The 18189-nt window shown below is 62.9% G+C and carries 15 protein-coding genes and 2 pseudogenes; 11 read left to right on the forward strand and 6 right to left on the reverse strand.

Annotated elements, in window-relative coordinates; all coding sequences use genetic code 11:
• Window positions 1-25 precede the first annotated feature (25 nt).
• Genes HPY32_RS20485 through HPY32_RS43945 form a run of 3 tightly spaced genes read right to left on the reverse strand, consistent with a single transcriptional unit; the run spans window position 26 to window position 4528 of the window.
• Complete coding sequence (locus HPY32_RS20485; RefSeq protein ID WP_067578912.1) at window positions 26-1861, reverse strand: RiPP maturation radical SAM C-methyltransferase; 1836 nt, start codon at window positions 1859-1861, stop codon at window positions 26-28.
• 20 nt (window positions 1862-1881) lie between these two features.
• On the reverse strand, window positions 1882-3225 hold the full coding sequence (locus HPY32_RS20490) for a hypothetical protein (protein ID WP_156673927.1): 1344 nt from the start codon (window positions 3223-3225) through the stop codon (window positions 1882-1884).
• 4 nt (window positions 3226-3229) lie between these two features.
• Window positions 3230-4528 carry a cytochrome P450 gene (locus tag HPY32_RS43945; RefSeq protein ID WP_156673926.1) on the reverse strand — a complete coding sequence of 433 codons (1299 nt, stop codon included), beginning with the start codon at window positions 4526-4528 and terminating at the stop codon, window positions 3230-3232.
• Window positions 4529-4875: 347 nt separating this feature from the next.
• Here HPY32_RS43945 and cysD point away from each other — a divergent pair, with 347 nt between their 5' ends.
• A complete protein-coding gene (cysD, locus tag HPY32_RS20505) occupies window positions 4876-5814 on the forward strand; it encodes a sulfate adenylyltransferase subunit CysD (protein WP_067578906.1) in 939 nt (312 codons plus the stop codon).
• 13 nt (window positions 5815-5827) lie between these two features.
• Window positions 5828-7393 carry a bifunctional sulfate adenylyltransferase subunit 1/adenylylsulfate kinase gene (locus HPY32_RS20510; RefSeq protein ID WP_082870648.1) on the forward strand — a complete coding sequence of 522 codons (1566 nt, stop codon included), beginning with the start codon at window positions 5828-5830 and terminating at the stop codon, window positions 7391-7393.
• Here the strand turns inward: HPY32_RS20510 and HPY32_RS20515 are convergent.
• Window positions 7372-8460 (reverse strand): IS630 family transposase, encoded by a 1089-nt coding sequence (locus tag HPY32_RS20515; RefSeq protein ID WP_231951339.1) that lies wholly within the window; start codon window positions 8458-8460, stop codon window positions 7372-7374. The genes HPY32_RS20510 and HPY32_RS20515 overlap by 22 nt on opposite strands.
• A 97-nt stretch (window positions 8461-8557) precedes the next feature.
• Here HPY32_RS20515 and HPY32_RS44715 point away from each other — a divergent pair.
• Window positions 8558-8869 (forward strand): annotated as a pseudogene (locus HPY32_RS44715) (adenylyl-sulfate kinase); the annotation flags it as partial.
• Window positions 8870-9029: 160 nt separating this feature from the next.
• Window positions 9030-9692 (forward strand): phage tail tube protein, encoded by a 663-nt coding sequence (locus HPY32_RS44720; RefSeq protein WP_444939658.1) that lies wholly within the window; start codon window positions 9030-9032, stop codon window positions 9690-9692.
• A gap of 344 nt (window positions 9693-10036) precedes the next feature.
• Here HPY32_RS44720 and HPY32_RS46570 read toward each other — a convergent pair.
• Window positions 10037-10489, reverse strand: a pseudogene (locus HPY32_RS46570) (esterase/lipase family protein); the annotation flags it as partial.
• A gap of 781 nt (window positions 10490-11270) precedes the next feature.
• The gene (locus HPY32_RS20530) at window positions 11271-11510 is read right to left on the reverse strand and encodes a hypothetical protein (RefSeq protein ID WP_067578899.1); all 240 of its coding nucleotides are present in this window, start codon (window positions 11508-11510) and stop codon (window positions 11271-11273) included.
• 237 nt (window positions 11511-11747) lie between these two features.
• Here HPY32_RS20530 and HPY32_RS46195 point away from each other — a divergent pair, with 237 nt between their 5' ends.
• The 7 genes from HPY32_RS46195 (at window position 11748) to HPY32_RS20565 (ending at window position 18170) form a co-directional block, all read left to right on the forward strand.
• Window positions 11748-13301 (forward strand): GGDEF domain-containing protein, encoded by a 1554-nt coding sequence (locus HPY32_RS46195; protein WP_197696343.1) that lies wholly within the window; start codon window positions 11748-11750, stop codon window positions 13299-13301.
• Window positions 13301-13771, forward strand: a complete 471-nt coding sequence (locus HPY32_RS20540; protein ID WP_067578894.1) for a cupin domain-containing protein — start codon at window positions 13301-13303, stop codon at window positions 13769-13771. Before HPY32_RS46195 ends, HPY32_RS20540 begins: the two co-directional genes overlap by 1 nt.
• 551 nt (window positions 13772-14322) lie before the next feature.
• The gene (locus HPY32_RS20545) at window positions 14323-14877 is read left to right on the forward strand and encodes a DUF3558 domain-containing protein (protein WP_082870647.1); all 555 of its coding nucleotides are present in this window, start codon (window positions 14323-14325) and stop codon (window positions 14875-14877) included.
• 43 nt (window positions 14878-14920) lie between these two features.
• Window positions 14921-15433: a hypothetical protein gene (locus tag HPY32_RS20550; RefSeq protein WP_082870646.1), complete on the forward strand. Its 513-nt coding sequence runs from the start codon at window positions 14921-14923 to the stop codon at window positions 15431-15433.
• Entirely contained in the window at window positions 15430-16668 is a 1239-nt protein-coding gene (locus HPY32_RS20555; RefSeq protein ID WP_156673924.1) for a hypothetical protein, read from the forward strand. Before HPY32_RS20550 ends, HPY32_RS20555 begins: the two co-directional genes overlap by 4 nt.
• Before the next feature lie 105 nt (window positions 16669-16773).
• A complete protein-coding gene (locus tag HPY32_RS20560; protein WP_231951337.1) occupies window positions 16774-17547 on the forward strand; it encodes an ESX secretion-associated protein EspG in 774 nt (257 codons plus the stop codon).
• Between the two features lie 242 nt (window positions 17548-17789).
• Window positions 17790-18170, forward strand: a complete 381-nt coding sequence (locus HPY32_RS20565) for a hypothetical protein (protein ID WP_156673923.1) — start codon at window positions 17790-17792, stop codon at window positions 18168-18170.
• Window positions 18171-18189: the final 19 nt, after the last annotated feature.

The following is an 18189-nucleotide window of genomic DNA, read 5'->3' on the forward strand; positions in this document are numbered from 1 at the left end:
GGGTGGACTGTCCTGGCAGCATGGCCTACCGATCGATCGCGGACTTGATGCTGGCGCGGCCGGTGGGCAGCGATACGACCCTGCCGCCCTCGTGGAACACCAGACCTTGGCGCTCCCATTCGTCGACCACAGCATCGACCACCCGCGGAGCGAGGCCGGTCGCGCGAGCAGCACTGGCGACGGTGTGAGGCGTGCGCAGATAGCGGAACAGCTCGGCCTCGGGCCCGGGTTCGAGCTTGATATCGCGCACCGGCCAACCGACCCGGCGGTCCTCGACGATCAATGTGCGGTCCGGAAGCTCTCGTGCCACCAAGCTGCTCGACGGGTAAGCCTGCTGCCATGCGGCGATAGCGGCCCGCACGGCGTGTTCGTAGTCGATACCGATACCGCACCGCTCAGTGTCGAACTGGTAGGCGACGTCGCTCATCTGTTCCTGGTCCAGGTCGTAAACGTGGTTGTAGAGAGCGGCCGGTCGACGGTGTTCGAAGCCGAGCTCTGGTCGCTGGAAGTACGGGCTGTATCGCTCGAGTAGAATTCGCACGCTGCCGCCCGGCGGCTGAAGGTGTGCGAGCGCCGGAAGCTGGCGCAGGACTATGGCGTAATCGGCCTCGGTTTCCCCTGGGAAGCCATACAGATAGTTCCAGTCGACCGTCAGGTCGTGCTCCTCGCAGTCGCGCAACAGCTTGACGTTCTGTGTCGCGTGTACGCCCTTGTCCATGATGGACAGCACGCGGGAGCTGAGGTTCTCGATGCCGGGCTGGATCTGGACGAGTCCGGCACGACGCAGCAGCCCGATGTCCTCCTCCCGTAGGTTCGCTTTCACCTCGTAGTAGAAGTGCAGGTCCCAGTCCTGCTCTGCGAGCCGCGGCAGCAGCGTGCGCAAATACTCCATGTCGAGGATGTTGTCCACAGCCACGACATCGAGAATTCTGTGCAGGGCGATCAGGTCGTGCAGGTGGGTCATGACCTGGTCGGCTGGTCTGGAGCGGAACTTCATGGCGAGCCCGTTCAGTCCACAGAACGTGCAGGTGTGCTTCTCTCCCCACCAGCAGCCGCGGGCAGCCTCGTACACGAGCTTGGGCCGAACGGAGTCGCGCACGGCACTGGCACCGATCCTGGCAAACCATTCGGAGTAGTCGGGCGCCGGGACCGTATGCATGGCTGGCGACGGAGCCGGTGGGTTGGTGACGGTGACACCGTCGGCGGCGCGCCAGGACAAGCCGCGGACGGCACTCGTCGATTGCCAACCACTCAAGTGGTCCAGGAAGTCCACGAAGGACTGCTCCGCCTCACCGCTCAGGACGTAGTCGATGAACGGAAAGTTGCGGTGGATGGCTGGGCCCATCGGAATGTCGCAGTTGCCGCCGCCCATGATGATGGTCGTCTCCGGCCGCAGCCGCTTCAGCTGCTTTGCCAGGGCCAGCGAGGGCACGTTCTGCTGAAAGGTGCTGCTGAAGCCGACCAGGTCGTATCCCTGATCGGCGATCCGCTGGGCGTGCGATTCGATGAATGCACCTGAGTGCTGGGCCATTTCCACGGACGCGCCCGGCCGAACTCCGCGCTGCTGCAGATAGGCCTCGTATCGGTCACGGCGCCACTCCGGCGCACCGTACAGCGCCGGAGTGAAGATCCAGTCGCCCATGCCGTGCCAGACCCCGACATTGGCCACGTAGTCGTACTCCGGCACCCCGATGTGTCCGTCCGTGGCATCATGCAGGTGCTCGGCCCATGCCAGGTTGAGATAGGCGTCGGCGACCTCATGACGATCGCGGCACCGTTGGGTGACGACCCGCAGTGTGCCCACCGGCAACGAAGGCATCTCCAGCAGATTCCAGGGCATCGAGACCAGAAGTATTTTCACAACCCCTCCTCTCGTGATCGTTACTTCCACCGGTCACCGGCGGTCGAGTCGTACCCCAGACGCATTGCGCAGGACCGGATTTCGCCGCTGCTGATCATCGGCTCCAATATCGCGCGACGCCGACGCCACCGTCCCGGCTCTGGTATCCGGCTGGCCATGACCACCCGTGACCGTGCCGGTCGCCGGGCTCGCAGGCGGCAATGCTGCAGAATTGTGTCGATCGTCGCCCGCCTAGTGGCCCCGTCCATGATGTCCTCGGCCTGTACCCGCAGTGCGGGTAGCGCGCTGGCTTCCAGCGCGTCGAGGATGTGTGAATGTGCGGCGCACCATTGCGCGGCGCATACCCATGGCAGGGGCCGGTCGACCAGATTCCGCCAGCCGGGCGGCAGATCGAAGTTCCACCACTGCATGGACCAGTCAGCGGGTCCCGAGTAGCCGGGGATTCGCAAGTCGGCACGTCCGTTTAGGTTGTGCGAGAAGAACCCCCGGTCGAGCCAGCCATCGATGAGGCCGTTCACCGAGGCCGCAGGGTTGCGGACCAAGTGAATGACAGTCAGTTCGGCATCGGGGAACAGGCGCGGTAACGCGGCGAGGCGGTAGGCATCCATCGAAGCCTTGAGCAGCAGTGGGCGTTGCAGGTCGTTCGTATCGGGCAGCGGCGCCAAGCTGGGTACCAGGAAGGGCGGTGCCTCCACCGTCCGGGCCAGCCCCGGCGGCGGGCCGGTGGGCGGTGGCACACTCGGAAACGCCGCCCTGATGATTGCCGGATCGACGTCGAAATACCAGGGGTCGATCTGCCAACCGGCCGTCCGCAGTGCCCGAACGCATACCATCAACAGCGCGGACCTGTTCGCCAGGCCGTGCCGCAAGCGTCCCGCGATCACCTCATGCACGATCTTCCAGATATCCTCGGCGGAGGCCGGGCATTGGGGCCATTGCTGGGCGAACATCCGCACGAAGCGGTCCGTGAGCGTCGCGGAGTCCCAGTCTCGGGGGTCGATCAGGTCCGGCTCGGTTCCCGTCGTTACATCGGCCGCGAGGTCTGCGTGGAAGCCGGTGAGGTCGGCATCGTCGGCGATGCAACCGTCGTGCGCATCTTGCCCTTGTGGTAGTCCGAGTCCGTGCAGCTTGTACAGCACGCTATGCTCGCCGCCGAGGCTGAGGAAGGCGCCGGTGGAGCGAAGCAGCTCGTAGAGCAGGCTGCTACCTCCTCGTGACGAGGCCGCAATGACGACGACACGACGGAAGGCAGGCAGGCCGTGGCGCCCCTCTCGGCCGAGCGGGAAGCGGGCCCGGACTCCGCGGCAGAAGGCGGTGTGGTCGTTGGTCAGGGCGGTGTGGGCTGTAGCGATGGAGAGGGACACGCTTTCACTCCAACCACACGGGCAGGCTCGCGAGCCCTCGAATACTCGCGGTCTTCCGGCGTACCGGATGTGCAGCCAACCTCATATTTGGTTGCTCCACCAAGAACGCCTTGAGCACGGCGGAACCCAATTCGATTGAGAGATTGGCCCCCAGGCACGCATGGGGGCCGCGTCCGAAACCGAGGTGTGGGTTCGGTGTTCGCAACAGATTCATCTGATCCGGCTCGGCGAATACGGTCGGGTCGCGGTTGGCCGCCCCGATCAGCGCGATCACGTCCGCACCGCGGGGCACGTCGACGCCGGACAGCTCCAGGTCTTCGACCGTGAGCCGTTTCGATACCTGTACCGGACTGTCGTACCGAATCATCTCCTCGATCGCAGTAATACGGGCTGCCTTGGACTCCAGCAGCCGTTCCCGATGCTCTTCGAACATTTCGCGTTCGACCAGCAGGTGCAGGAGGAGATTCTCGATGAGTCCGCTGACCGAGGAGTAACCCGCGTGCAGAACCACCCGCACCGAATTGGCGACGACATCGCGCGTGTAGGTGGTGGCGACTCCGAGCAGAGTGCCGAAGAAGACGGAGTCCCGGTGCTCGTCCAGCCAGGAGTCGGTGAGTTCGGATAGTTCGCGCTTTGCGGAGAGACTAGGCTCCAGCGCATCGGGGCGGAACCCGTAGTCCATTCCGAAGACCATCCGATCGCTCACCTCGGCGAACCAATCCGGATCCGGCTGCCGGGCACCGAGCACACCGCACATCACCCACAGGCACAACGGCTTGGAGAACTCCGTGATCAGATCGACCGGTCGATCGGCGTGCCGCGCGAAGAAGAGGGCTTTGGCGACCACTTCGGTGAGTCCGCCGGTAGTTGCGGACAAGGCGGAGAACCCGGCATGTATCGCTTCCGCAGTCGCCTTCCGCAGCGCGGTGTTCTCCGGCGGATCGATGAGCTGAATGCTCTTGCGAATGGCCGGGAAATCTCGGCCCAGCCGCGCCGGATCCGTGGCGAAATCGTCCGTGGTTCGAAGTACCGCGGCACAGTCGGCATAGCTGAACAACAGGTACGCGCCGAGATTGTCGTCTCGAAGTACAGGCTCGTTGTGACGCAACCGAGAATAGAAGACGTAGGGGTCGTCAATCCATTCCGGCGACAACGGATCGAATTTCAAGGATTTCCCCGTTCGTCGGACTTTAGCGCGGCTGGTGCCGCCCGACGCCGCCGGGCGGCACCAGTTGTACTCAAGCTCAGTGACCGTACTCCACTTCTGCTCACCTCCTTTTCGAGATCCAACTTCCGCACACAAATGCAGCGTGTGCAGTCAGGTGTCAGTAAGAAGTTGCAAGGCGAAGGTCGCCACGCTATGCAATGCATCCCCCTTGCAGATCTGGCCCCAAAGACATTATCGAACTGAAGCTGAGCTTGCGACCCGGTAGTTCGATGTATGGGGCTCCACTATGCGGCGTCCGATAGTTCTTGTCAAGTGGAAGAACTCCATCTCCTAAGTCCTTCGAGAATGTCCGAACTTAGCTATGGCTTTGCGGGGGTGAAATGATCTTAGAACGTGTCACGAGGCCACAAGCTGAGTGGTGCTTCGATCTGCTTGACAAGCGCCGTTATGGCACCACATAGTGGAGACGGACATACGTCCGCTTGATCCGGGGGTACGTTGCATTGCGTGATCTCACGAAATACGAAATATCACATCTGAGGGTCCTGGAGTCGGAATCGGTACACGTGATTCGCGAAGCTGTCGCCACGCTGCATCATCCTGTGATGCTGTTCTCCGGAGGCAAAGACTCCACAGTAATGTTGCGCCTCGCTGAGAAAGCATTCTGGCCGGCACCTGTACCATTTCCCGCAATGCACATCGATACCGGTCACAACTTCGACGAAGTCATAGAATTCCGCAACAGAGTGATTGCTAATTCGAGTATGCGATTGATAGTTGCGAAGGTGCAGGACGATATCGATGCTGGCCGGGTAGTCGATGAGGCCGGTGTTGGCGCCTCTCGCAACCGGCTGCAGAGCGCAACTCTGCTGCGTTCCATCCGGGCGGGTGGTTTTGATGCCGTATTCGGCGGTGCGCGGCGGGACGAGGAGAAGTCGCGAGCCAAAGAACGCATCTTTTCGCTCCGAAACAAGTTCGGCGCGTGGAACCCACACGATCAACGCCCGGAACTGTGGAGCCTGTACAACGGTAGGCATGCCGAGGGCGAGCACGTCCGGGTATTCCCGTTGAGCAACTGGACCGAACTCGACATTTGGCAATACATCGAGTCGGAATCCATCCCATTACCCAGCATCTACTTCGCTCATTGTCGGGAGGTAGTGCCCAGAAATGGAGTGCTGCTGGCGAAGACACGTTTTCTGGCGATGGCACCGGGCGAGATCTCGTACCGGGATTCGGTACGTTTCCGGACGGTCGGGGATGCCACCTGCACAGGATGCATTCCGAGCCGAGCCGACACCGTGAAAAAAGTGATAGCGGAGCTTGCGGTGACCCGCTCGACCGAGCGCGGAGCGACGCGAGCCGACGATCGGATCTCAGAGACGGGAATGGAAGACCGCAAGCGAGAGGGCTACTTCTGATGGGGGAGATCCAATGACCCGGCCCCGGGAGCTGCTGCGACTCGCGACCGCCGGTAGTGTTGACGACGGAAAATCGACTCTCATCGGCCGCCTTTTGTACGACTCCGAGTCGATCCCCGAGGACCAACTCGACGCGGTGGAGCGTGCCAGCAACCAGCGGGGTGACAGATACACGAACCTGGCGCTGTTGACCGATGGATTACGGGCCGAACGCGAACAGGGCATCACCATCGATGTCGCATTCCGGTTCTTTGCCACGGCCCAGCGCAAGTTCATTATCGCCGACACCCCAGGACATAGGCAGTACACCCGCAACCTGGTGACCGGCGCGTCCACTGCGGATCTGGTGTTGATCCTGTTGGATGCTCGCAAAGGCGTACTGGATCAGACCAGACAGCATGCCTTCTTGGCCGCCCTCCTAGAAATTCCGCACCTGGTGTTGTGTGTCAACAAGATGGATCTTGTGGATTGGTCGCAGGAACGATTTGAGGAGATCCGTGCCGAATTCGGCTCCTTCGCATCCAAACTTGACGTCCACGATCTGACCTTCGTCCCGGTGTCTGCCTTGTTCGGCGACAACGTCGTCGATCGTTCGAAGCATATGCGGTGGTATCAGGGCGTTTCGCTGCTGCGCCATCTTGAGGACGTGCATATCGCCTCGAATCGCAACCTGATAGACGCTAGACTGCCGGTGCAGTATGTCCTCGACCCGCAGTCCGGTGACCGCGTCGGTCATCGCAGCTATGCCGGCACCGTCGCCGGGGGCACGTTCCGCCCCGGTGACGAGATCGTCGCATTACCCGGTGGGGTGATCTCGAGGATTGAACAGATCTGGGGTCCGGGCGGCGAAAAGATGACAGAGGCCTTTCCCCCGATGGCGGTATCGGTATCGTTGACCGACGACATCGACCTGGCACGTGGCGACATGCTGGCACGGCTGAGAAACCGCCCCTTCGTCGGTTGCGAGATCGATGCCAACGTGTGTTGGCTCGCCGACAACTCCGAATTACGCTCGTCGAGCCGATACCTCATTGCCACGAGTACCGGTGATTCCCCGGCGGAGGTGACGAGCCTACATTATCGATTCGACGTGCGCACTCTGCATCGTGACGAGGACGCAGAATCATTGCGGTGCAATGAGATAGGCCGCGTGACAGTGCGGGCCCACGCCCCGCTGGTCTTCGACAGCTACCGACGCAACCGAAATACCGGTAGTTTCATACTGATCGATCCGGCTACCCAACGCACCGTTGCCGCCGGCATGATCAATGGCCCGGTTTCGCGATCGAGCAATGTGGTCTGGCACAACTCCGGCGTCGGACGGGAGCAACGTAACCACAACGGCGTGACCGTATGGCTGACCGGACTTTCGGCATCGGGGAAGTCGATGATCGCGGTCGAGCTGGAACGCCGTCTGATCGCGGCGGGCCGCCCGGCCTATCTCCTCGACGGCGACAACCTGCGCCACGGCCTGAACTCCGACCTCGGTTTCGGACAAGACGACCGGCGCGAAAACGTCCGGCGGGTCGCCGAAGTAGCTGCCTTGCTAGTGCCTTGTCACGCAACCTTCGGTAGGTAATCGGGTCGCCGGATCTTGGAGCCGACAGCGAAGTTGCGGACAGGTCCGGCGTGCTGGTTACGCCAGCGGATGTAGTCGCCGATGACCGCGTCCTGCTCGTCATGGCTGCGGTGATCGGTACCGTTCAGCGCGAAGTAGCGCAGGGCGGCGAACTCGCATTCGATGCGGTTCAGCCATGAGGAGTAGGTCGGCAGGAACACCAACTCGATCTGGTTGGCGGCGCACCACTCTCGCACCTCACGCCGTTTGTGGACCGAGTAGTTGTCGCAGATCAGGTACAACTTCTCGCCCGCCCAGCGGGCCCGCAAGGTCTTGAGGAAGGCCAGAAATTCGGTCCAGCGTTTGCGGTCACGGATCCGGTAGTACAACTGCCCGCTGCGCAGGTCCAGGGCGCCGAGCATGTGCCGCACGCCTTGGGTTCTGTTGTAGGTCGCTCGCAGCCGCTTGGGCCGGCGACGCGTGAACCAGCCGCGACCGGGCCGCGGCTGCAGATTCAACGGACCGAACTCGTCCACACAGATCACGCGCCCGTCTGCGGGTGGATGGTCGTAGAGGTCGAGCACCCGGTTCATCTTCTCGGTGAACTCGGGATCGTTGCTGGCCTTCCAGGTTTTGGTAGCCTGCCACGACACCCCACCGGCCTTCAGGATCCTGCGCAGCGTCTCGCGGCTGATTTCGGCGATCCTGTTGACCGCCAATACCTCTCGCAGTTTCGACAGGCTCCACGTCGTGAACGGCCAGCCTAGATCGAGGGGGCAGCACCGGGCGATCCGACAGATCCGATCACGCATCGCCTGATCGGTCTTCGCCGGTCTGCCCCCTCTCCATTTTGGGTCGAGCGCCTCGAAGCCCTTCTCGTTGAAATCGTGGATCACTTGCCGCACATACGATTCCGATACTTGCATCAGCTTCGCGATGAACCCGACCGGCTGATGCTGCGCCGAGGCCATCACCACCACCGCCCGCCGCATCCGCACTGGTTGCTTGCTGCGCCGGGCGATCTGGGCCAGCTTGCGACCCTCCTGCGGGGTCACCGCTCTGACGAACACATCCGGCTTCCGAGCCACCGGCACCACCTCCGCCAGGCAGCATCACCGGCCGACCAGTGGCGAGCAACCCGACACCCCGACGATTAACGCATCAACCTTTCCGGACGAGGCACTAGCAGATTCGGGGGCCATCGCGATCGTCGCGCTCATCAGCCCATACGCCATAGAGCGCGAAAGGGCGCGCGAAATCCACAGGCAGCGGGAACTCCAGTTCTACGAGATCTTTGTCGATACTCCGTTGGAAGTTTGCGAACTACGCGATCCAAAGGGCCTGTATCGGCGTGCCAGAGCCGGCGAAGTCCCCGACTTCACCGGAATCAGCTCACCCTACGAACGGCCCGAAGCACCCGATTTCACGGTGCTGTCCGCGGACGGAACCCCCTCCACGGTCGCGGAGTCCATCCTGCGATGGTTGCGACTGTCGTAACCGCGACGCGGCTACCACAGCAGATCGAACAGCATTCGCCCCACCAGATGCCTGCCGTGTGCCCGGCCTTGCCCGACGGGGCCGGGCACACGGGGCGGATCGTGTGAGGAGTGACCGATGGCGGTAGCCACTCGAGCAGATTGCGTCCTGGAACAAGGATCTGCTGCTCAAACCGTTGAAAGGCGCGATACTGCTGGCGCCGATGTCGACGGCGATCCCGGCGGCGTTCACCGCGGGCGCGTCAGCGGCGTTTCAGTCGCTGGAAGGGTATGCGTCGCTGGGGTTGATCGACAAAGCCAACGGCCCGCAGTTCCGGCCGGAGCAGCAGCTGTCGGAGACCGAATCCTGGGGCGCACTGGAACCGACCCGGACGGACATCGTGAAACGGGACATAAGCGTCGGATTCACCGCGCAGGAGTTCAAACGTCCTGTGCTGGAACTGGTTTCCGGCCGCAGTCTCGCCGACGTGAAGGCTGACGCGGTGACCAAGGAGTTGTCGTGGACCGAGCCGGTTAGCCCGGACACGATCCATTATCGGGTGATCTTCTTGTTCGTCGATGGTGCTGGGGCGCGGGAGAAGTGGCTGCTGCGGATCATGCCGCGTGCCAATGTGTCCGAGGTCGGGCAGCAGCAGTGGAACGCTGAACAGGTCGCGTCGTGGCCGATCACGGTCAAGGCCACCGTCGACGACAAGCTTGGCTACTCGATGCGCAACGTTTTGTGTGGCCCCGGCGTGGCTGATCTGGTCGTCCCGATGGGGTTCACCATTGCTACCGCACCGCCTGCGAATGCTGGTGCGGTCGATGACAAGAAGGTGGCGTAGTGGCTGGCTCGAATCCTCGGCGTAATCGCCGATCGAAAAGCCCTGATGCGCAGCCGAAGTCGCAGTGGGCGCGGATGCGTGACGACGCGCGCGCCGCGCGTGACCGGAAACGTAAGCGCCCCTATCTGTTCGACGGCACCACTCCGCCGACCCCGATTCACGAGCCCGACACCGTGTGGCAGGTGCTTACTCTTGCCGCGTTGCTGGACGGGCAGCAGATGCCCGCCGGTCGTATCCGCGAGCTGTTCGAAGCGTTGTGCGGGGACGGCGATGTTGGCGAGCGGTGCCCCAGTGTGCGGTGTTGCGAGAAACGCCACACCGCGCGTCGAGTGAGCAATGGCCCCCCAACCCTCCTCGCGTTCCTCGCTACAGTGACGCAGCACCTGCTTGACAACCAGGCCGCCCAAGCTGTGGCACACGAACACCAGTCCACGCGACCCAATCCCGTTGTCCAGCATCCGCTCGATCAAGCCAGACGCTCGTTGTGGTAGAGCCATCCCCTTTGCTCCCGATATCCACTCCGTTGCTGCGGCCGGATACCCCAGCGACCAAACAGCTATGTTCGCCATGTCCTCGTGCAGCCACTCCAACCAGCACGCCGCCTGCTTGCGCCGTCGCCAGGTCGACTCATGATCACCCCCCAAACCGTGTACGAATATCACATCCAGGTCGGCGGGACGGTCGTCCTGACCGTCCACGTGACCAACACGCCGTAGTATCGTGCATTCGCGAGTCATCGCCCGCCAGCCACATGAAACATGGGCCATATAGAGCCTATCTTCGACGTCGACAGGCATCTCTGGAGCCGCAGTCTGGCGCCATCTAGGAGTCGGACCTCTAATTGTGCTAGCGCGCGACTTGTCCTACGGATGGTCCCGTAACGCTCTGCCCTCATCAAGGTCCTTCCACCAAGGTGACGTCGCCAGCGCGTCTGCCATGTCGGCACACCAGCAACACAGTGCCAGCACGGGATCCATGATCACAATGTCCGCCAGCAAACAAGCACAGCTAACTGTTTCAGCCCCCATGACGTACGGCCACGCCGCGCAAAACGCCACGGCGACCTGCCCCAGGCGGTAAAGGTCTTGCCCCGCACCAAGAACATTCGCGTCGAGAATCTGCCCCGCGGCCGGGCGCTACTGGGCATACGGAGCGGCCAGGGTTTCGCCTGGGCCAGGTCGGCTGGTGCTAGACACGGCTCGGGTGACCCTAATCGGCTGCTGTTTCCACGGCTCAAGCCAGCACTGTCGGACCTGAATCGGCCCGGAGCTACTCCACATTTACTCCACTTTTTCAGTGGAATCAGACCGAATCCCGTGCAGTACAACAGAAAGAAGCGGTAGCAACAGGCTATTTCTGCTAGTGAAGATATATGACCGAACCTGGTCGAATCGAGCCGAATTGTGTTGGGGCAGAAGCTGATATTCTACCACTAAACTACACCGGCGGCTGGCCCTGGGGCCTGCCATACCCTGGCAGACCAGGGATGATCGCACACAAGTTTGCTGGTACCGGAGGGCGGATCCGGCCCCAGGAGGGGCCAGGTCCATATTTACTCCATATTTTCAGCTGAGGGGGTCACTCCTGGCCGGGGTCGGCGAATGAGGCGACGTAGTCCTCGACCTCGGCGATGAACTCGTCCACGGTCTCGGCGAAGTCCTCCAGGTACTCCCGAGCGTCTGGTCCTTCGACGGCGGGTTCGGCGTAGTGCCGTTTGGTGACCTCGCTGGTGGAGTGCCCGAGTTGGGCGGCGGTCTTCTCGATGTCCTGGTGGCCGATCTTGGTGTCGACGGTCTTGCGGTAGGTGTGTGGGTTCATCGGCAGCTCGACCGGGCCGACTCGGTCGCGGGCGTCGTTGATGGACTGGCGGGCGGTGTTCGGATGGCGGATCGTTCCGTTGCGGGACGGAAACGAGTACCCCCCGGCTGGGCGATGCAGTTTCGGGGATGGTGGACCTCGGGATGGTCGATGTCCTACGTTGGTGGCGTGACCGCGTGCTCGGTGCCAGGGGGTGAGTAGCGAGCTGCGGGTTTCGCCAGCAGGGGAACTTCACTTGTGAAGAACGGCAAAGGGGATCAGAGCCTGGTGATGTCTCAGCGGGCTTTCGGGGCGGTGACGGCTGGAGCTGCTGCGTCGCTGTTAGCGGAGGTGGGTATCGCCTCCAGTGGGCTGCTGGGCTGGTCTGGCTCGATCGCCTTGAACAAGGGGTGGGAATTGGTTGCGGCGGTCGTCGCCATGCTGGCTTGGTTGTGGTCGGCGGTCCGCAGTTCCGGCCCCTGGCGGCAGTGGCGGTGGTGGATGACCGCCGCGGCGACCTGTTTCGTGGTCGGGCTGGCCGCGTGGAGCTGGGGGCAGGTGATTATCGGAATCCCGCTGCCCACAGAGACTTTGGGACCGGCGGGGTACTTGTTGACCGCGGTACTTGCGCTACTCGCGGTCACCGTCCGCACGAGTGTCACCGGTGCCGAACACGATGCGCCGCTACAGGTCCGCCAGCACCGGACCGTGCGTGTGCTGGATGTGACCATCATCTTCTGCTCGATCGTGCTGTTCGGCTGGGTGACGCTGGGTCGGGAGCTGTCGATGAGCTGGACGGCGTCCGGTCCGATCGTGGCGTTGCTGGTGGCACATCCGTTGGTGTATCTGCTGCTCGTCGGGGCGATCGTGATGCTGGCTCGGCTTCGGCCGGGCGGGCGCGGGTTGCCGGTTCTGTTCATTGCGCTGGCCGCGACCGCCTACGTGGTGTCCAGCACCTTGTTCGCGCATTTCGTCGATGCCGGGGGAACGAGGATTCCGCCCGCACTGGAGGCCGGGTTCATGGCCTGCCCGGTGCTGTTCTTCCTGGCGGCACTGGCCCCCGACAACCCCACCCCAGTGCCGCACACCGACAAGCGCCGCAGCGCGGTCGATCTGGCGCACCTGGTGGTGCCCTACCTGCCGCTGATCGCCACCGGTGTTTTCCTCGCCGCCGAGCTGGCTGCCGGAGTCACCCTCAGCCCCTCGCAAGAAGCGCTGTCGCTGGCGCTGCTGGGACTGGTGATCGGCCGCCAGGTCGCCACGCTGGCGGAAAACGACCATCTGCTGCGGGAGTTGAAACACCAAGCGCTGCACGACCCTTTGACCGGATTGGCCAACCGCACCCTGTTCCTCTATCACCTTCACCGGTTGGTGGCACCGCACAACGGCACACGATCACCGGTGGTCGTGGCCTTCTGCGACGTCGACGATTTCAAGAATGTCAACGACCGGTTCGGGCACACCACAGGCGATCTCATCCTCCAAGGCGTCGCGGAGCGCCTACGGCACTGTGCCCGCAATGACGGCGTCGTCGCCCGACTCGGCGGTGACGAGTTCGCCGTCGCCCTATGGAAGTGCCACGGCGACAACGATATCGGCCAACGCCTGCGGGCCGCGCTCGGTCAGCCGTACATCGTCGATGGCAGGCCCCTGGCAGTCAGCACCAGCGTGGGAGTCACGCATCTGGCCGAGGGCGAGCAGATCACCGACATCGACCAACTCCTACGACTGGCCGATACCGCCATGTATCGGGCGAAAAGGCTCAAGAACACCCCGACTCACACCGCCGAACATCACAAGGAGCACGTCTGATGGACACGACGACCACCACCCGGCAGATCATCGACACCCTGAAATTAGAGCCACTGGCCATCTGTAACGGCTTCTTCCGAGAGACCTGGCGCGACTCCCATTCCACGATGATCTACTGGCTGCTCCCCGCCGATCATTTCTCCGGTCTGCACGCGGCGACATACCCCGAAATCTTCACTTACCACTCCGGCGCACCCTTGGAAATGACCCTGCTCGACGATGACGGAAAACCCACCCGGCACGTCCTCGGCCCCGACCTCGAGTCCGGGCAACAACCGCATCTCGTTGTGCCCGCAGGAGTCTGGCAAGCAGCACACACACTCGGCGAATACACCCTCAGCAGCGTCATCGTCGCACCCCCCTTCACTCCCGAGATGGTCACGGTCGCCGACCCCGACACCCTTGGCCAGCAATACCCCGACTATGCCGAGAACATTCGCGCCCTCACCGCCCTCGGCCGCCTCCCCTGACCGATCCCGGGCAGCCTGCTGACCGGCGCGTCAGTATGTGGGACAACGCAATCGAGAAGCTCGCCACCTACGTACGCGAACACGGCACAGCCGATGGTCCACAGAAGTAGATCACCGCCGATGGCGCCGGAAACGAACTTGGGCGCTGCACCCATTGCCCCCCGGTTCCGGACGCTCATCGATATGGCTCTTCCCGTCTGTTCCGGCACCGACCAGTGAATCCACACCGTTGCCGTTGCGCTCAGCTCGATATCGACGTACGGCTACGCCGGGCCGAAACCGGCGCTCATGCAGCAGGATTGACGGTCGTCCCGAGTACGGGTGTCGTCATAGTCTTCTCTCCCGGCGGCGAACCGGCCCTGGTCCTGCTCACGGAGCAATCGCCGGGACCGAGCGCGACGTCGCGACCACTTCCACCCGGTTGCATGCGTCACATCGGGGCAGGTACGGTCGGTGCGAGCTGAGCGAAGGGGGCGGGCAGCCGGTCCGACCCCGAGACACAGCGTCGAAGGCGCCGGTACCGAGAGGGCACAATGACCAGCGTAGGAAGCATGTTGCGTGGTGTTGCCGCTGCGGCTGGCGCGATCGTGCTTCTGTCCGCGTGCGGTTCCAACACCGGCGGTGTTTCGCAATCTTCCGGCAGTACAAGCGCATCGTCGACCCGGCTTCCGCCCGCGCCGACGGCATTCAACCCTTGTTCGATTCCGGAATCGGTCATGGATTCCGAGCAGCTGCACAGTCGCAATATCGCGGACTCCGACGGAAACGGCGGGACCCAGTGGCGCGGCTGCCGATGGGTCGAGTCCGATGGATACGCTGTTTCCATACGCGCCACCAACATCACCCTGCAGATGGTGCGTGACAACACAGGTTTCAAGGTGGCCGAGGAACTCACCATCGCTGGCCGCCCGGCACTGACCTACCACGACAGCGAGGCCACGGATTTGCAACACGATTGCTTGCTCAACGCCGAGATGAAGGGCGGCAGCCTCGAGTTCCTACTGAATAACCCGGCGTCGAACCGAAAGACCGGAAACATGAACACGTGCGAGCTTGCCAAAAATCTTGCAAACAAGGTGATACCGCTGATCCCAGCTTCAGCATGACCTCCGGCATTGATCAATTTTTCCGGGGAGGAAGTGAAACACCATGGCCGACAGCACCACACCGCCGCAGCGGCCGCTGGAAGGGCTGATCAATGACGCGAAGGAAGGTCGGCTGACCGTTAATTTCAACCAGGATGTTCGAGTCGATGCCGAAGAGTTTGCCTATATCGAACGCGATTGTCAAGCATTCAAAGACTCGATTCGAAGCACCCAACAGATTGCGAAAGAGATCTCTTCGCAGAAGAAATGGGGGTTAGGAGAGGATCAGGCGATCTTGACCTCTGCCCAAACCTTGGTGCACCGTTTCCGCGCAAAGGCCGCAATCGTCACTTCGGGTAAAGACTCTGCCAACAATGTGAATGATATCCTGGAAGATCATTATCGGATCGTCGACGACCTTCAGGAACTCCATCGAACTATTGCTCAAAAGTTCGTAGAGACGGATCAAGAATTCGCAGCTCGATATAATGAATTAAAGGCGAATATGCCATCGAGCTCGATCAGCGCGGCACCCGTTCAGGGGCCAATTCGCCAAAGCGACGGTAAGTGGCGATGACCATTCCGAACGAGCCCCCACAGATCTCCGGCGGCGAGAATCCCGATCACCTCGAGCATTGGGATATTTACCACGCGTTCAGTCCGCAGGACACCACCGATGCCAACAATGCCGTCGACAAATACTCGCGTATGGCGGCGACGTGGAGCACCGATGTGGCAGAGTTCGCAGCTCGGATCCGGCGATCGAGCGCGGCGGCATGGGACGGCGCGGCTGCGGAGGCGTCACGGCAAGCGATCGATAATTACGCCCAGCGTGCACTGGACCTTGCTCCGGCGCTGCAGTCGCTGGCTGCTCAGGTATCGACGGCGGTCACGGGGATCGCGAACACCAAGAGCAACGTTGCCGAACCGAACGACACTGTGGGTAAGAATATCTTCAACCCGAAGGGGTGGGATGTGGGGTTCTGGCACGGCTCGCGATCGAGGGCAGCCGTGGATGAGGCGCGCGACCAGGCTCGGGCGGCAATGCGCGACCACTACCTCGTCGACTTCAAATCGGCCGACACCCAGATCCCCGTACTGCCGCAACCGATCAGCCCAACCAACCCCCTCTACACCCCGCAGCAACCAGGAAACACCGGCGGAGACGGCCCCGGCGGCACGAGTACCGGTGGCGGCGTGAGCCCGGACGGCACCCAAGGGCCTGGCGGCACCGGCAGCAACGGCGGCGATGGCGATCACGGCAACCAGCCCACAACACCGGCACAGGACCTCCCGACGACACAAGACCCTACGTCCACCAACCCTGCAACCACCAATCCCGCTGCAGCAGTTGCCGATCCGTCAGCAACCCGGCCCACAGGCATAGACCCGAACACCACCGCCACGAGACCCAGCGGCATGGGCTCCGCAGGCTTGCCCAGCGGTAGTGGCCTCCCCGGCAGCGGCCTGTCTGGCAGCGGTCACGGTGGCCTCTCCGGCGGTCGCGTACCCGGCATCGGATCCGGTGGTCCCGGCCGCAGCCTGCCCGGTACGCCACGAGCCGGAATTCCGGTGAACCCCGCCGCCGCAGCGGGGCGTGCCGGAGCCGCCGGAACACCGGGCATGGGAATGCCGGGCATGGGAGGCGCAGCCGGTAAAGGAAAAGGGGAGGACGGCGACCGCGACCACGCTACCCCCGACTGGCTGAAGAACATGGACAACACCGAGGAACTGCTCGGCCCGGCTCCCAGGACTCTTCCGGGCGGTGTGATCGGGGGCGATTACGTCGATCCCCCACCGCCGGACCGGTAGCTGCTCGAACGGGGCGTCCCGACGACCCGGCTTCCGCTCCCCTGACGTACCTGCCGACCTCCGCCAATGACAACCGGGCGGAGAGCTGGCTTCACTCTTCGCACGATGGGAACCTTCTGTATGGCCGAATGGGATTGGGAAACGGATGATTTCGCGGCCCTGTGGTACAGCGACGCGAACGACCGCTTCCCCCGGCCCTTGGCCTACACCAGCAGGCTCCCCACGAACGACGAGGTTGCTGCCCACCGCATCGCGGTACGCGACCGATACGACACCGAAGAATCCGAACGCATCAATCTTGCTTTCCACACTCTCACGACCTCCCAGCTCCGCATCGAAATCCTCGGTGAATCAACAACCCTCGGCAAAGGCACACCACGCGAATACCGCATTGTCGGCGCCCGCACCCCGTACCACGCGGTCATGCTCACCCAAACCGCCGCCGACGGCACCCACGGTCGTATCCGCTGCCGACTATTCCGGCCCGAACACCTGGCGCCCCGCCTGGCGCGCGTCCTGCCGTCGTTCCCCTCCGGCACCGCCAGCCCGGAAACCTTTAATATCGAAGATCTCCGGCAACGTACCGACAACCACGGATACAGCCGCACGAGTGCCCGCGAACGATTTGAACGACTCGCCGAACGCCCCACTGACGGCGGCGGTGTCGCAGGTCTGCTGACCGGTCCCATTCACAGTCGCCCTGACCCCTGGTACACCGCGCAATGGCTCGACATCGCCGGTGATGGTCGCTATCTGCAACAGCGCACCCGCGAGCACCTGACGATGCGCCCGGCCACCACCGCTGACCTCACCACCTTGTTCACCGCCTGGATCGACCGCGTTCTGCAGCGACTACGCGAAACAGACGAGAACTGGTGACCGACAACGTCATGGTGCTGCTGAGGACCACAGGGGCAACCCGGCAGCTATGAAGCTACGAGCTGCCGCTTCACAAGGATATCGGACACTATGATCTCTGCCCTCGTGGCCGAGTGGCGAGAACCTGCCGCCGACTTCGGGAGTGAATGGGACGCCATTTACCGTCACGGTTTGGGATGTGTCCAGGGTCTGTAGGTCTGTACAAGCTGGGTGAGCTGCTCCGGTCGGTTGCCAGTGCGTCGATGAGCGGACGCCTATGCCGCCGCCGCGCGCCGCGGCATGTCGCGACGCACCCCCGTACCCGAATCTATCCGAGGACCCGCAATGACGAGCCCGGCTCCGGCAATGCCGGTGCGGGTGGGTATCCGCGGCGGCTCGCGGAGGCAACGGTCGTCCTTGTCGAGTTGCGGGCAGTCGTCGTTGAGCAGTTCGATCACGCCGACGCTCTGTTGACGCAAGCGCGGCAGGACTGGAGGGGTGCCCCGGCGCAGGTATTCGGCGGTGTCTACGCCGGATGGCAGGCCGCTGCCGCGCGGCTGCGTGGTGATCTGGACCGTATCTACGCGGCTGCCGTGGCCGAATTCGAAGCTCTCCTTTCGATGAATGAAACGGATGATCGGTGAGGCACTGCGAGAACCGGGG

It is taken from the genome of Nocardia terpenica (assembly GCF_013186535.1).
Lineage (GTDB): Bacteria > Actinomycetota > Actinomycetes > Mycobacteriales > Mycobacteriaceae > Nocardia > Nocardia terpenica.